This is a genomic window from Bacillus cereus (assembly GCF_002567495.1).
In the GTDB taxonomy this organism is placed as follows: Bacteria; Bacillota; Bacilli; order Bacillales; family Bacillaceae_G; genus Bacillus_A; species Bacillus_A cereus_AQ.
This window is the reverse complement of sequence record NZ_NVAP01000009.1, coordinates 85795-101853: the sequence shown is the minus strand read 5'-3', so window position 1 is coordinate 101853 and position 16059 is coordinate 85795. Positions and strand designations below refer to the sequence as shown.

Below are 16059 nucleotides of genomic sequence, written 5' to 3'. Positions count from 1 at the left end.
TGCCTATAAAATACAGACAGCAACTTCAACTAGAGTGGCTTGCATAATATACGCAAGCTACAGTGTTTTTTTACATTTTGCAACTAATAAACGGCGATCGGCCCATAAGGACCATTAATAATTTCTATTTTTGTTTCAAAAATATCTGTCAAAAGTGTGGGGTCCATAACCTCTTCTACTGTTCCGAAAGCAGCAATTTGTCCATCTTTCATAGCACAAATTTTATCCGAGTATTTAGCTGCAAAATTTATGTCATGCATAACAGTCAAAATTGTTCTTCCAAATTCATTAGCTGCACGTCTCAAATGCTCCATCATTTGAACAGAACGAGCAACATCAAGGTTGTTCAGAGGTTCGTCCAAAAGTACATATTCAGTCTCTTGGCACAATACCATCGCTACATATGCCCTTTGTCTTTGACCACCAGAAAGCTCATCTAAATATCTATTCTCTAAATTGGTTAAATCTAAAAAATCGATGTATTTAGAAATAATAGCTTCATCCTCTTTCGTTAATCTTCCCTTTGAATAAGGAAAGCGCCCAAATCCAACTAGTTGTCTAATAGTAAGCCTAGTTACAAAATGATTTTCTTGTCGCAATATAGTCAAAACTTTTGCCAAGTCTTTTGATTTGGATTCAGAAACATCCATATTTGCTACCTGAATTTGACCTTCATCCATATCTAAAAGTCTTCCAATCATCAATAGTGTCGTGGATTTTCCAGCGCCATTTGGTCCAATTAAAGAAGTAAAGCCTGCTTTTGGTATTTCAATATCCAAAGGTCCTATTTTTACCTTATCAGTATAGAACTTTTTAACATTATCTATTTTTATCATAAAGCCCTCTTCCTTAAAACTATAGTTAAGAATATGATTCCACCAAATAATTCAATAATAACTGAAACTACACCTTGAGCATGGAATACATGATACATTAAAAAGTATGCGCTCGTCATTATCAAAAATCCTATAGCAAAAGCCATCGGAAAAATATATCTATGATCATAAGTTGACGCCGCCTGATAACTCAAAGTCGCTACTAAAAATCCGTAGAAAGTAAGTGGCCCAATTAGAGCTGTTGAAATGGACATTAAAATAGCTACTAATACAAGCGTATAAATTACACTAGGTTGATATTTAACTCCAAAAGAAGTAGCAACATCCTTTCCTAGTGACAAAACATTCAAATTCTTAGAATGAGAAAAAATTAATACTGCTACAATTATGATCATAGGAATTACAATAGGAAAATATGCAGGGTCTGCATGATTAACAGAACCAAATAATCTCGCTTGTAAAATATCAAATTCTGAAGGCGCAAGTAGTTTTCTCATGAAAGTTGACACAGAATTTAGCCCGGTACCAATAATAATTCCAACTAAAAGCATAAGTTGTAAATTCCCGTATTTACCGGAAAGTAACCATCCATAAAGTATCAAACTCATGAAGACCATAACAACAACTTGGAATAAAAATGATCCAATTCCATTAAAATTTATTAATGCACTAGCACCAAAGAAGAATATTGTACTCGTTTGAATTGCTGAATAAAGTGATTCGAAACCTAAAAGCGAAGGCGTAATAATTTTATTATTCGTAATAGATTGGAAAGCAACTGTCGACAAGCTATGGCAAACTGCAGCAATAATCATTGCAACAATAGCTACTATCCTTCTCTTAACAACTGGGATAAAAGAAGGTGAATCTATCGGAACTGGATTGTTATAAACTAAAAGTCCATATGAAGAAAGGAGTCCTAAAGCAATCAATGTTATCAGTAAAATCCAATAACGTCTCGCTTCCTTCTTAGAACGAAAAGCACTAGCTGATCTACTTTCATTATGAAGGCTAGAATCGATTTCGACATTTTCTTTTTTTCTATATTCTAATGTGATCATCGTAGCCTCCTTGGTTTTCTTTGTCTCAATAAAATAGTAATAAACACGACTGCTCCCACTGTTGCAAGTATTAAAGAAACAGGTACTTCAAAAGGCTGTATAATTGTTCGAGAAATGATGTCACAGGCAGTTATTGACCCCATTCCGATCACACAAACCCAAGGTAAATTACTCCTAAGATCATCACCTCTAAACATTGAAACGATATTTGGCACAATTAATCCCAAGAAAGGTAAGTGTCCAATAACAGCTGCAACAATTCCAACTGCAACAGAAATAAGAGCAGTCCCAAAAAGAACAATTCTATTGTAATTAACTCCAAGGCTTGTTGCGACATCTTCTCCTAGTCCAGCTAAAGTCAATCTATTAGCATACATAAAAATAAGAAAAGTAATGATAACAATCAGCCATAAATATTCATATCTTCCCACCTGAACGTTAGCAAATGAACCTACAAACCAAGTTTCAATACTTTGCGTCTTTTGAAAAAGGAGTCCTAAAAAAGTAGACACTGCAGAAATTACTGCTCCAAGCATCAATCCAATAATCGGGACAATTAAAGACGAACGAAGCTTAACTCTTCTTAAAAATAGAAAGAAAATCATAGTTCCTATAAAAGAAAAAATGATTGCACCAGTCATTCTTTGAATTAAAGTTGGGGCAGGAAATAATAAATATACAAAAAGCAGGCCTAAGCCTGACCATTCAATCGTCCCTGTTGTAGTAGGTTCAACAAAGCGATTTTGTGTAATAAGTTGCATTACGAGCCCTGCCATCGCCATCGCAGCTCCAGTAAGCATTAATGCAACTGTTCTCGGAACACGAGTGATGAAAAACATCTCCATTCCGTCCTCTTGTCCACGTATATCATAAACTCCAGTAAACAGTGATATAATCCCTAAAATTATAACAACTATAATCGCTATTATAAAAGGTTTTGTCCATAATTTATTGTGATTATAAAACTGGGGTTGAGAAATATTCTCAACCCTAGAAATTATATTTTTTGACACTGTTTCGTACTCCTTTACACTACTTAGCTAAAGTTTTTGCAATATTTCCAAATAACTCTATATAAGTTTGAATTGATTCATTTGTGTAAGTATCTTCTGGTGCATAAATAACCTGGTTTTTAGAAACAGCAGTTGTGTTTTGAAGAGCAGGTGATTTAGAAATAACATCCTTAGCTGGAGCTGAAGTAGCTGCATCAGATGTTGCAGCATCACGATCTAATACGAAAATCCAATCAGGATTTGTTTGTGCAATAGCTTCAACAGAAACGTCGTCACCTTTATGACCGGCAGTAGAATTAGAAACTTCTAATGCTGGAACCCAACCGAAAATTTCATACATTGGTCCCCAAACACGACCAGAATGTGGAGCAGCAAAACCGATATTCCCACCAGTAACGATAACACTCATAACTTTATCTTTTCCGTTATAAGCAGATTTTGCGTTTTCAATAGATTTATCAAAATCAGCTACTAATTTTTTAGCTTCTTTATCTTTATCAAAGATTTTTCCTAAAGTAACTGTAGAATCTTTAAGTCCTTTTACTAAGTTTTCGCCAGGCTTAGTAGATTTCTCAGAAACATCAAAATTAAGATCAATAACAGCTGCATTTGGTACTAATTTTTTGATTTCTTCGTAATGGCCAGCAAATCTTTGACCAACGATTACAAGTTCAGGGTTTGCAGCTGCAATAATTTCAAGATTTGGTTCACGGTGATTCCCAATATTTTGAACTGAACTATCTTTTACATATGCTGAATCTGCAGGCATTACATCCTTTGGAGCAGCCGCTAATTTAATTCCCCAATCAGATAAAGTTTCAAACGTTCTGTTATCTAAAGCAACTACATTCTTTGGGTTTACAGGGACTTTAACAGTTCCATGAGCATCAGTGATTTCAACCGTTTTTGGCTTATCACTACCATTATCTTTATTATTAGCCTTCGAAGTTTCTTTACTTGAATCTGAGCAAGCTACTAACATTAAAGTGAAAATTGCTAGAATACTCACTAATTTTAAAAGCATAGATTTTTTCATATGTATACTCCTTATAGTGTGATTTATTTCGAAAATGATGACATCCATAGATTGAATTAGAAAGTAACTTTTATTCAATTGAATCGCTATTGATAATCATTTTCATTCGAATATCCTGTTAATTAGTATAGTCATTAATTCTGTGAAAATCTTGTGAATGGTGTGAATTAATAAAACCAAAGCATAAATTGGATGCAAGAAGTAATATTTAAAGTCATGCATGTCGATTGTCTTTTCGAGTAGGCACTTTCCCCTCAACTAATGCGCGCTAGAGTCGTCTCCCCAAAACTAAACAATAGATGAGCCCCTTATAAACCATGATTCCTCCTACAAAACATGCCCATTAATAACTAATATTTTCATAATCCATTTCCTGATGGAAATATTCTTTTTACATCTTTTAATACTTCTCAGAAACTATTTGATTATTAGATTTAATAGAAAAACGAGTAAAGCTGTTTCATTCAGTTTTACTCGTTTTTCTATTATGCTGGATATTGATTGTTATGAAAAACTGTACTTTACCTATTACCTTATTTTATCATTCAATCATTGAATAGCCCCTGCCATGTATCGTTTGAATATATCTGTCTTCCTTCTCGCACTTTAGCTTTTTTCTTACATACCCAATATATAAGTCCACTACATTTGGATTTACTACTACGTTATATCCCCAAACTTGGTTCAAAAGCATTTCACGGCTCAATATTGTATTTTTATTCTTGATTAAAAATACAAGTAAATCGTACTCGCGCTTAGTAAGCGGGAGGTTTTCGCCACCTTTTTTCACAATATTGCTAGATGCATCAATAAAGAGATCTTTAAACTGAAAAAAGTTTATCTCATTTTGCTGGTTACAGTCACTTCTCCTTAAAATAGCTTGAACCCTTGCTACTAATTCTTCTTTCACAAATGGTTTTCTTATATAGTCATCTGCGCCTGCTTGTAACCCTGCTACACAATCTTCACTAGAAATATTGTCGGTCACAATAATGATCGGTGTGGTTTTAACAAGTCGTATTTGTCTGCAAATTTCCGGTCCGGATATACTTAATGAATCCCAATCCAATACGATAATATCCCAATCTTGTTCATATATTATATTTAAACCTTCGTTTTCATTGTGAAGTTTTAAAATGAAATGGCCTTCTTGCGTTAAACCGCTTACGATTTTTTTCGCTAAAGACCGTTCATTCTTAATTACCAACACCTGCCTCACCGATGGTTCACCTCTACTTCAATATAACTTATTTAGATAAAAAATTATCCCGAAAAAACAATTTAAGATTTATAAGTATTAAATCCCTAAAAAAAGCCATTATAACAGCTTATTAGGAGAACTCTATATAATCTTACAATAGGTATGGATAAAAACACAAAACATATGAAGATTTGAATAAAGTGAAAACCTAATGAAAATTTACCAATTGGGCTGCCCACAAATAGCGGGATAAATGTTATTTAATCATTAAGGGACAGCTATTATAGTAACTATAATTTGTTACTTTAATTGACAGCATTTCTTTTTCCCATATGTCATATAACAACAAAACTTCTCTAATAGCCCCTGTTTAAAAAATTTAAGCCATATTGAAATATAAATAACAAAGATTATGATACAGAAGAATTGCAATGCAAATTATCTGTACAGGTGTTACAGCCTCAATTCTCGCCTAATAAAAAGAGACAAAACCAGACGGTTCGGTCTCTTTCGTTTTGTAATAATCTCTCTTATTTTCTACAACATCTTGTTCTTATACCTCTTTACTCTAACACAGCTATTAGTTAATTTGTCTTCATTCATTATGAGGCTTCATTCAATTTGTCTAAAATACTTTTATCTATTTTTGCCTGATCCACTTTAGCTATTTTAGAAACAATCCCACGGCGATCTTCCCAATCAATCAAATAATATTGATTTTTTTCCAATTTATCTTTTACAGAAATTTTTAGTTTTCTTTCTTTTCCTTTTGTATCATACACCTTCTCATCGTAAACATGATACGTAAGAACTTCTCCATTATCTAATTTTTCATTTTCAACTGTAGAATCCGTCATTACTTTTACATAATATTCTTTAGTTGAATAGTATCCATTCCCTGACTTCAGATAGTAGAAAGCCCCTCCTACTATAGCTAATAACACAAAAATTCTCATAATCCATTTCATATGATAATACCTAACCTTTCTGTTCTACTTGTAAGATTTATATTCATTAACATATAAATCTTCCTTACCTTGAGTATGCTTTATCTCCAAAAAAGGTACAATCCAGTTTCCTTACACCCACATTACACTTTTGTAATCCTACCAGGCCCTATTACTAATACCGCGCTTTTAGCAACACTTGTCCAATTAATAGGAATTTCATTTCAATCCATTTTACGTGAAGTAGTAAATCAACGTCGATTAACTATATTAGGAATTTCATTATTAATGAGTTTTGTAACGATTAAAATTTGTGACTAAGTAAAAAGGCGCCCTACTTATAGGGCGCTTTTTTATACCTAATGATTAATACTAGCGGTTGGGTATAATGTTGTTCCTCCAATTGACACTTTTATCTCATTTGTTAATGGAACATTTTGTTCATTAATAATTGTTCTCCACCATTCCCATGCAAGACCTGTACATTCTCTTGCTACAATTTTTATATTTTTCGAATTCGGTGGAAGAGGGATAACTGTAGAATAATGAGCCGTTTTGTCTTTGCCACTACCATCCCATGTTTTATGTGTTAGTACTTCTTTACCATTTTGATCAAATGTGAATTCATCCCAAGATACATCAAATTGAGCAACGTAAGCCCCGTAATGATCAAGTGTCATTTTAGCACTTGAATATTCTGTAGTTGTCGTCTCAATATAATCTGTATTGTTATGAACAGCAGCAGTTGCATTATCTTTTAAGAAAGTGCTTGTATATGAGATTGGGTATGCTGGATTTTTAAGACTTAATTCAGCATTATCTTTAATGATATTTCGGATTTCATTGAAGTCTTTAGTAACAACCTTGTTATGCTCTTTCGCATCTCCACCTAATACTACAGCAGTAAAGGTACTTTCTTCAAAAATATCTTTATACTGTCCACTTGTTTCGACACTGTTATCCTTAAGTAATGCTTTAAAAGCAGCTTGTACATCTTTGCTCTTAGATGTTGTTTCTAATTTTACATAAACTGTTCTACCATAAGCTACATTTGAAACCATAACAGGTGGAGCTGAATTACTTACGCCTTTACGAGTTAACTCACCAAAAGTAACACTATTATCAAAGAGATCGGATGGATTGTTAGGTAGTTCAGCACTTACACTATAAAATATTTGCTTATATGCCGCTACCATCACTTTTTTTTCTCCATTTGCAACCGCATTAAAATCAATGTTTAAACTGTTATCAAGATATTTAGCGTTAACATTAAGAGCACTTGCTATTTGTGATTTACTATAAACCATAGATTCTGTATACTGCATTCTTGCAGGTAACGTATGTGTTGCGGAATACTTTTCATTCCAAATAGATACTAAATCGTCCACTGCTCCAGCTACATTACCATATGTCGGATTTTGGACAGTGATTGTATTTTCTTTTCTCATGCCAGGTAAGTCTATACTAATATTCAAAGGCTTTCTCTTAGCCACTAATAAACTCGGTTGATTGTCTGCAAAAGCTTTATTTGCAAGTTGTACAGCTCCTGGATACGTACGATTCGCTACAGAATCAATAATTGAAATATCGACTGGTGACGTTGTAAGTGATTTTTTCTCGCGTTCCACTACTACAAATTTACCATTTGAATTGATACTTTCTTTCGGAACAAAACTCTCTACTTTATCACCATTTACAGCTAAAACCTCTTGATTATTATATTTAAGATTTGCTATACCAGTATCAATGCCACTAGCATTTTTACTTACATCAGTTGCATTACTTACTTGTGTTTCTGCGAAGGAAATAGATGAATAATTAATAGTGCATAAACTAACTAATAGACATGCAAGGAACTTTCTTCTCTTGGTATTTTTCATAATATTCAGAAAAATCACCCCGTTCTTTTTTAGTTACATATGATAATGATTGATAAATGATAGCCAACTAATAAACTTACATAAATACTTTTAGAAGTTCTTGAACTAACGGAATTACTCCACCTAAAAATTTCAAAACTGCCATTGCGATTTCCATATTATTTCCTCCTTTTTTATTGTTACTGAAATTTGATTTATCTTTATGCCCTCATTATAGGGAGCCCTTGCATTTTTATCAATACACTCTTATATGCAATATTACATATAAGAAAGGAGCTAATAAAAAAACCGCTTATTTTCTATAAAAGTTATATAAGTTGTCCATAAACTAAAAGCAGTATAAGTTGGCCAAAACGGCCATCTTATACTGCTTGTTATATACAAAATAAAAAAACCACCAAATATGTATTGGTGGAGACGGTGGGAGTCGAACCCACGTCCAAAAATATCGGCACTTAAGCTTCTACGAGTGTAGTCGATATATTAGCATTTCGCGAACTCTTCGGCCTATCGACAGGCTTCCAAGTTGCTAGTCTGGTTGTTCTCTTCCTTTGTCCTCAGACGGCGAACTCCGGCGTAGTCCACTTAGTTTGAGTCCCTTACCCTACCACATGGACGATGGAGGGAGGAACCTTTAGTGCAATTAAGCAGCTAAAGAAAGATTGTTTTGTTTGCCAATTATAGGCTTTGACGTTTTGACGAGGCCGATCCCCTCGACTCGCAACCTAAGCTCGAACTATCCCTGTCGAATCCGTAACGTCCCCATGATAAAAATGGAGCATACGAAGAAAATATCGTGATAGCTACTAAGAGCTGTTTTTCAATGTGCAACAACCTTACATAAGTTATTATATCATACGCGCGCCGTTTTACAAATGTAAATATCTGTATTACATCTTTTGGCGATCACGGAACACGCGTGCAATTTCACGTTTCGCTTCTTTCTCTTTTAAATCGTGACGTTTATCGTATTGCTTCTTACCTTTTGCTAAACCAAGTGCCATTTTTGCAAATCCATTTTTCAAATAGATTCTAAGTGGAACTAATGCGTAGCCCGTTTCTTTTGCAGCGCCCGCTAGCTTATCAATTTCTTTTTTATGAAGAAGTAATTTTCTCGTACGAAGTGGATCATGGTTGAAACGATTCCCTTGTTCGTACGTATTAATATGCATATTATGAACCCATACTTCACCATTATGTATACGTGCAAACGCATCTTTCAAGTTTACGCGTCCAGCGCGAATCGACTTAATTTCCGTTCCTTGAAGGACAAGCCCTGCTTCGTATGTTTCTTCGATGAAATAATCATGAAATGCTTTTTTATTTTGTGCAATAACCTTACCTGTACCTTTTGGCATATAACGTCCCTCCTCTATTTTTACTATTGTAACAAATGTTAATAAAAAGCGAAAGTGGCTCGCTCAGAATCTTTGGACATTGGAACTCCCGACAGAGAAGCGCTTTTTGCTTCGTCCGAGGGAGTGAAATGGCCAACAGATTCTAGCCACTGTAGCTGGATTACATCAAAAAGCGAAAGTGGCTCGCTCAGAATGTGAGGTGGACGGAGCTTCTAACCTTGAGGCGCCCTTTGCCTCTGGGAAGAAGCGAAGCCGCCGAACATTCTAGCCACTGTAGCTGGATTACAATAAAAAAGAAAAGGCCCCGCTTTTCATCAAAGCGAAGCCATCCTTTTCTTACTTACGCTTTTTCTTTTTCTTCTTGAATCCTGGTACGTTTTCGAAAAATCCTTTTTTCTTCTTGCCGTTACCATCTTTTTTCCCTGGCTGACTTGCGGATGCGGATGTGGATGCTGATGCTGTTCCTCTTCCTTTTCCTTTGCCACCACGGTCAAATTTTCTACCTGTGCCACGTTCTCCGCCGCGCTCATTACTGCGCTCGCTACGTCCACCGCGTTTCTTTCTGCCTGTTCTTGGCTGTTCAATAACGACTGGACGATCTTTGAACTTACGGCGAGGTGTGCCTTTCATGCCAACGATTTCAAAGTCGATTGCACGCTCGTCTTTATTTACATTAATAACGCGAATTGTGATTTCATCACCGATGCGGAATACGTTACCTGTACGTTCTCCGATCATTGCGAAATGTTTTTCGTCGTAACGATAGTAATCATCCGTTAAGTAGCTAACGTGTACAAGACCTTCAATCGTATTTGGAAGCTCTACAAACAGACCGAAGTTTGTTACAGAGCTAATCATACCGTCATACTCTTCACCGATCTTATCGACCATATACTCTGCTTTTTTCATTTCGTCTGTTTCACGCTCTGCTTCAACAGCACGGCGTTCCATATTAGAAGAGTGCTCTGCAATCTCTGGTAAGTTTTCACGCCATTTCGCTTGTGTTTCACTGTCGACTTTACCGTTAATGATGTATTCACGAATTAATCTATGAACAATCGTATCTGGGTAACGACGAATTGGCGATGTGAAATGCGTGTAGAACTCAGTTGATAAGCCGAAATGTCCTAAGCTCTCCGAATCGTAACGTGCTTGCTTCATAGAACGAAGCATAACCGTTGAAATTACTACTTCTTCAGGCTGTCCTTGAACCATTTCAAGAATTTGTTGTAATGCACGAGGGTGTACTTCATTCGCACGTCCTTTTACCGCATATCCGAAGTTCGTTACAAACTCGAAGAAACGCTCAAGCTTATCTTCTTTCGGATCTTCATGGACACGGTACATAAACGGTACGTTCATCCAGTGGAAGTGCTCTGCTACTGTTTCGTTCGCAACAAGCATAAATTCTTCAATTAACTTCTCTGATACAGAACGATCGCGCATGACAACATCAGTCGGTTTTCCTTCTTCATCTACTAATACTTTCGCTTCTTTAAAGTCAAAGTCAATTGCACCACGGCGCATACGTTTTTCACGTAAAATCTGTGCTAATTGGCCCATCTCTTTAAACATCGGTACTAGCGGCTCATAGCGCTTGATTAACTCTTCGTCCTCATCTTCTAAAATGCTTCTTACATCAGCATACGTCATACGCTCTGTCGTTTTAATCACACTTTGGAAAATCTCGTGTTTGACAACATCACCTAAGTTGTTGATTTCCATTTCACAAGATAATGTCAGACGGTCTACTTTCGGATTTAATGAACAAATACCGTTAGATAGACGATGTGGAATCATCGGAATTACACGGTCAACAAGATACACACTCGTCGCTCTCTCCGCTGCTTCAACATCAATTGGAGAACCTTCTTGAACGTAATGACTTACATCCGCAATATGAACGCCTAGCTTGTAATTGCCATTCTCAAGCTTCGTTACTGTAACAGCATCATCTAAGTCTTTCGCGTCTGCACCATCAATCGTTACGATCATTTGGTCACGCAGATCACGGCGATCTTTTAAATCTTCTTCTGAAATCGTTTCTGGTACACTGTTTGCATGCTCCATCACTTCTTCAGGGAATGCTAAAGGTAAATGATGTTTATGAATGACAGATAAAATATCTACTCCTGGATCATTTTTATGACCTAGAATTTGAATAACTTCACCTTCTGCGCTTAAACGGTTCTCTGGGTAGCTCGTAATTTTCACAACTACTTTATGGCCTTCTACAGCTCCCATTGATGCACTTTTCAATATGAAAATGTCACTTGTCCAGCGCTTATTATCAGGTATAACAAATCCAAAGTTTTTCGACTCTGTATATGTACCAACTAATTCTTTCGTACCACGCTCTAAAATACGTACAATTGAACCTTCTTGGCGTGATCCACTTGATTGTGAGCTAACACGTGCTAATACTGTATCACCGTGAAGTGCACCGTTTAACTCTGTAGGCGGGATGAAAAGATCATCGTCTCCTGTTTTCTTCTCGTCTGGCACAACGAACGCAAAGCCACGTGCATGTCCAATTAACTTACCTCGTACTAAATTCATCTTTTCAGGAAGACCGTAACGGTTGCTACGTGTACGAATAACAAGCCCCTTCTCTTCCATCATTACAAGTGCCTTTACAAAATCTTTAAAGCCCTCAGAACCTTCAATTCCAAATGCCTCTTCTAACTCTTGTATCGTTAGCGGTTTATACGCTTCTTCTCTCATAAATAATAACAACTTATCAATATGTTCTTGTATGATTTCTTCCAAGCAGAAATACCTCCTTTAAACCCTTATATTATTTAGTGTATCCGAAAGATGGGGGATGTATAAAGTGAAACTTTAATCAGTGGGGATTTGTTCATCCCCCCACTGATTATTAGTTGAACCAATCGGGCTTTTACGGGCAGTTGATCCCTACCTAACTTCTTTGTTTTGCTGAATTTTAAGGTTGGGGTCTTACTGCCCGTTAATGCGGGATAAAGTGAAACTTTAATCATCTCCCAATGATTTTTTTACAGCTTCCATAAAGTGAAACTTTAATCAGTGGGGGTTTTGTTCATCCCCACTGATTATTAGTCTTACTGCCCGCAAATAGCGGGGTGAAAAATTCCCTTATGAAAAAAAGAGGCAACTAGACCTTACCAATCTAGTTGCTCCAAGAAGTTATATACATCCTCATGTAGCTCGTCACGTTGTTTATCAAGTGTAATGACATGCGTAGAGTCTTCATACCATTTAATGTTTTTTAACGTAGATTCTACACCGTTATAAATAATGTTAGCACTATCTGTATTAATCATTTCATCATGACGTGCTTGTACAACAAATGTTGGTGCATAAATCATATCTACATTATTGCGTACGTCAGCAATTAATTCTTGTAATGCTTTTAATGTATTCATCGGTGTCTTTTGAAATTCTAGCATTTCTTGTTCAATCTGCTCTGGTGATTTTTGTTCACGCTTTTTATATTCGCGAGCATATGCCAATATACCTTGGTACATCGTTTCTTCACTCTTAATATACATCGGTGCACACATTGGTACTACACCTAAAACCGGTACTGTATAACCTAATTTTAAAGAAAATACTCCGCCTAGTGACAAACCAACAACAGCAATTTTCTCAAAGCCTTTATCTTTTAAAAGCTGATATGCCTCCGTTACATCTTGCCACCAATCTGTAGGGCCTGTATGAACAAGTTCTTCTGGTGGTACGCCGTGTCCTTTATAAATTGGCGCATGACAAGTGTAGCCTTTCTTTTCTAAGAAACGCCCTAACATACGTACATCAGCTGAGTTTCCTGTGAATCCATGTAGTAATAAAACAGCGCGGTCTCCACCCTCAAATGTAAATGGTTTCGGAGATGCTAATTTCATCATGTACTTCTCCTCTTTCTCTTCTGTAATCTAGTCGTATTCTTTCTATATCTAGTGTACCATATTTATATTTCTATAATCTAATTAGAAACTTTTTTCAAATAGCAAAATAAAAAAGAAGAACCATTAGTACCATTCACTAACGCTTCTTCTTTCAATTCTATAAATTGAAGTACGTAACACCAATTGTTAATACAAAGAATAATACAGCTAAAACAATTGTAATACGGTTTAATACCGCTTCAATTCCACGTGCCTTTTGCTTACCAAATAATTGCTCCGCACCGCCTGAAATTGCACCTGAAAGGCCTGAGCTATTACTAGATTGCATAAGTACCATAACAATCATTAAAATCGATACAATAATAAGTAAAACTGATAATAACGTATGCACTTAGCGTACCTCCTACAAAGATTCAGTTATTGTAACTGTAGCATAAATCCTATAGAAAAGCGAGAGCTATAGAGGCGCTCTCGCTTTTCTTCTATTACATAAACATCATTGCAAATAACGGTCCAAGTAAGCATGTCAAAATTGCTGTTAATGTCATTGTTACCGATCCAATAACACCTTCATGTTCGTTATTTTTCATCGCTCTCATAACGCCCATAATATGAGAAGCACATCCAAATCCGATACCTTTACCAACTGAATTTGTAACACGGCTCCATTTTAATAAAAGAGGTCCTGTAATCGTTCCAGTAATACCTGCGATAACAACGAAAGCCGCTGTTAAGGAAGGTACACCACCAACTTGTTCAGAAACGCTCATCGCAACTGGCATTGTTACTGATTTTGGTAAAGAAGATAAAATTAAGCTTTTATCTGTTCCCATAAGTGAAGCAATGGCAAAGTCACTAGCGATTGCAACTGTTGTACCTACTAATACGCCGCCCGCAATCGGTACAACATATTTTTGCAGAACATGACGTTGTTTATAAAGAGGAATTGCAAAGGCTACAACACCGGGTCCCAGTAGCTTTGCAATCCAGCCACCACCACTTTCCATATAATGTTGATATGGTATATCAAGCACGATAAATAAGAAAGCCATTAATCCTGTCGCTACAAGCATTGGAATAGTAAATGGTGTTGGAAATAATTTATAGATTTTTTTAGATAATTGATATAATAGCACCGTAAAAAGAACCCAACCGATTCCGATTAATATTTGACTCATCGCGACTCTCTTTCCTTTCTATTCGCAAGATATTGCCCTGTATGTCCTGCGACAATAATAATTAAAAATGTACTCGCTACAACTGTAATGAAAAGAGAAATTCCTTTACTCATAAAAAAAGCACCGTAATTCATTAGGCCAAGCGTTGGCGGAATTAATAAAAACGGCATAATAGCAACGAGTGTTTCTGCTCCTAAATCGAACCATTTCACTGGGAGAACTTTTAGGCTAAGTAAAACAAGTAAAAGGAACATTCCAATCAAACTTCCTGGAATCGGAATATTTAACATTTCTTGTACCCAAGTTCCAACCATATAAAAAACGTAAAGAGCAGCAATTTGGACAAGAATCTTTGTAAATTTCATGTTCATCATCCCTCATGTTTATACGATCTTCTGTTAATATCTTTATCATAGTATAAATTGTAAAAAGCTGCAATTTATCGACTTGACAGCAAAAACAGCCTATGTTATACGCTTACAACCTTGATATGACTGCATTTTCAAATGAAAATTAAGTCAAAAACCTTGACCTAATATAAAAAGTTTTTATTTTCTGAATTTAACCAGTTGTTATTTTAACAAAATAATCTTTTTATCCTTAAGCTTACATATATATAAAGTGAAACTTTAATTAGTCGGGAATTCTTCATCCCTACTGATTATTACGGGTTTGTGCGGGATAAACAAAATAGGTGGTGAACATATGCCCAAAAAAGTTCTCATTTTTTGTGACCCTGGAATTGATGATACGTTGGCCCTCCTCTTAGCATTCTTTATCGATGAAATAGAAATCATCGGTATTGTTGCCGATTACGGCAATGTTCCAAAAGAAATGGCCGTACAAAATGCTCATTTTCTTACGAACGAAACAAAGAATAGAAATATCAAGATATTCGGTGGTTCAGAACGTCCGCTTACCGGTTCCCCTCCTGCTTTCTTTACAGATGTACATGGAAAACAAGGGCTTGGGTCAATTATTCCAAAGGTGAATGTACCTAGCGAAGAAATGGAGAATTTTTTCGAAGTTATTCCTCTTATTGAACAATATAAAGAAGAATTAATCATTGTCAGTTTAGGAAGGCTAACCTCTCTAGCCATTTTATTTATTGTATGTAACCAATTAATGAAGCAAATTAAATCTTACTACGTAATGGGCGGTGCTTTTCTCCACCCCGGTAACGTTACCCCTATTTCGGAAGCAAACTTTTTTGGCGACCCTACTGCCGCCAATATAGTTCTTCAATCCGCAGCTAACATATACATCTACCCATTAAACGTCACCCAATATTCCATCATTACACCCGAAATGGCGGAGTATATTGAGGCAAAAGGAAAAGCCCCACTTGTCAAACCATTATTCGATCATTATTACTACGGCTATTATAAAGATGCCTTACCACATTTAAAGGGAAGCCCCTTTCATGACACAATGCCAATACTCGCCTTATTTGATAATGCTATGTTCACTTATCATAAGTCACCGATTGTTGTCATGACGGAATCTTATGCACAAGGAGCAAGTATAGGAGAATTTCGCTCTTTAGGAGACACTAAGCCATTTATTGATTGGCCGAGTCATCACATAGCAATTGATTTTGATTATAACCGCTTCTTTAAACATTTCATGTCACTTATGACGGATGAACAATTTTAGCATAAAAAA

At 35.9% G+C, this 16059-nt stretch carries 14 protein-coding genes, 1 other RNA gene and 1 pseudogene; 2 read left to right on the top strand and 14 right to left on the bottom strand.

Annotated features, from left to right (window positions below; genetic code table 11):
- Positions 1 to 83: 83 nt before the first annotated feature.
- The 6 genes from COK05_RS04480 to COK05_RS04455 form a co-directional block, all read right to left on the bottom strand.
- Entirely contained in the window at positions 84 to 836 is a 753-nt protein-coding gene (locus COK05_RS04480) for an iron ABC transporter ATP-binding protein (protein WP_098611615.1), read from the bottom strand.
- Positions 833 to 1897 (bottom strand): iron chelate uptake ABC transporter family permease subunit, encoded by a 1065-nt coding sequence (locus COK05_RS04475; RefSeq protein WP_098611614.1) that lies wholly within the window; start codon positions 1895 to 1897, stop codon positions 833 to 835. The genes COK05_RS04480 and COK05_RS04475 overlap by 4 nt, the downstream gene beginning before the upstream one ends.
- Complete coding sequence (locus COK05_RS04470; RefSeq protein ID WP_098611613.1) at positions 1894 to 2910, bottom strand: ABC transporter permease; 1017 nt, start codon at positions 2908 to 2910, stop codon at positions 1894 to 1896. Before COK05_RS04470 ends, COK05_RS04475 begins: the two co-directional genes overlap by 4 nt.
- Positions 2911 to 2929: 19 nt before the next feature.
- Entirely contained in the window at positions 2930 to 3946 is a 1017-nt protein-coding gene (locus tag COK05_RS04465) for a siderophore ABC transporter substrate-binding protein (RefSeq protein WP_098611612.1), read from the bottom strand.
- A gap of 541 nt (positions 3947 to 4487) precedes the next feature.
- Positions 4488 to 5165 carry a response regulator transcription factor gene (locus COK05_RS04460; protein WP_098611611.1) on the bottom strand — a complete coding sequence of 226 codons (678 nt, stop codon included), beginning with the start codon at positions 5163 to 5165 and terminating at the stop codon, positions 4488 to 4490.
- 584 nt (positions 5166 to 5749) lie between these two features.
- The gene (locus COK05_RS04455) at positions 5750 to 6115 is read right to left on the bottom strand and encodes a YxeA family protein (protein ID WP_098611610.1); all 366 of its coding nucleotides are present in this window, start codon (positions 6113 to 6115) and stop codon (positions 5750 to 5752) included.
- A 135-nt stretch (positions 6116 to 6250) separates the two neighbouring features.
- On the opposite strand from COK05_RS04455, the pseudogene COK05_RS30845 reads away from it, so the two are divergent.
- Positions 6251 to 6388 (top strand): annotated as a pseudogene (locus tag COK05_RS30845) (purine/pyrimidine permease); the annotation flags it as partial.
- A 65-nt stretch (positions 6389 to 6453) separates the two neighbouring features.
- Here the strand turns inward: COK05_RS30845 and alo are convergent.
- From alo to COK05_RS04410, 8 genes are all read right to left on the bottom strand, one after another.
- Positions 6454 to 7992, bottom strand: a complete 1539-nt coding sequence (gene alo, locus COK05_RS04450) for an anthrolysin O/cereolysin O family cholesterol-dependent cytolysin Alo (RefSeq protein ID WP_098611609.1) — start codon at positions 7990 to 7992, stop codon at positions 6454 to 6456.
- A 391-nt stretch (positions 7993 to 8383) separates the two neighbouring features.
- Positions 8384 to 8738, bottom strand: a transfer-messenger RNA (tmRNA) gene (gene ssrA / locus COK05_RS04445).
- Positions 8739 to 8864: 126 nt separating this feature from the next.
- Positions 8865 to 9332, bottom strand: coding sequence for an SsrA-binding protein (gene smpB, locus COK05_RS04440; RefSeq protein ID WP_001123917.1), 468 nt, complete (start codon positions 9330 to 9332; stop codon positions 8865 to 8867).
- Between the two features lie 336 nt (positions 9333 to 9668).
- Positions 9669 to 12101 carry a ribonuclease R gene (gene rnr, locus COK05_RS04430; protein ID WP_098611608.1) on the bottom strand — a complete coding sequence of 811 codons (2433 nt, stop codon included), beginning with the start codon at positions 12099 to 12101 and terminating at the stop codon, positions 9669 to 9671.
- A 371-nt stretch (positions 12102 to 12472) separates the two neighbouring features.
- Positions 12473 to 13213 (bottom strand): carboxylesterase, encoded by a 741-nt coding sequence (gene estA, locus COK05_RS04425; RefSeq protein WP_176539411.1) that lies wholly within the window; start codon positions 13211 to 13213, stop codon positions 12473 to 12475.
- A 160-nt stretch (positions 13214 to 13373) separates the two neighbouring features.
- Complete coding sequence (gene secG, locus COK05_RS04420; protein WP_000557264.1) at positions 13374 to 13607, bottom strand: preprotein translocase subunit SecG; 234 nt, start codon at positions 13605 to 13607, stop codon at positions 13374 to 13376.
- A gap of 94 nt (positions 13608 to 13701) precedes the next feature.
- Positions 13702 to 14394, bottom strand: coding sequence for an LrgB family protein (locus COK05_RS04415; RefSeq protein WP_000078304.1), 693 nt, complete (start codon positions 14392 to 14394; stop codon positions 13702 to 13704).
- Positions 14391 to 14759, bottom strand: coding sequence for a CidA/LrgA family holin-like protein (locus tag COK05_RS04410; RefSeq protein ID WP_000673222.1), 369 nt, complete (start codon positions 14757 to 14759; stop codon positions 14391 to 14393). The genes COK05_RS04415 and COK05_RS04410 overlap by 4 nt, the downstream gene beginning before the upstream one ends.
- Positions 14760 to 15099: 340 nt before the next feature.
- On the opposite strand from COK05_RS04410, the gene COK05_RS04405 reads away from it, so the two are divergent.
- Positions 15100 to 16050, top strand: a complete 951-nt coding sequence (locus COK05_RS04405) for a nucleoside hydrolase (RefSeq protein ID WP_098611606.1) — start codon at positions 15100 to 15102, stop codon at positions 16048 to 16050.
- The last annotated feature ends 9 nt before the right edge of the window (positions 16051 to 16059 follow it).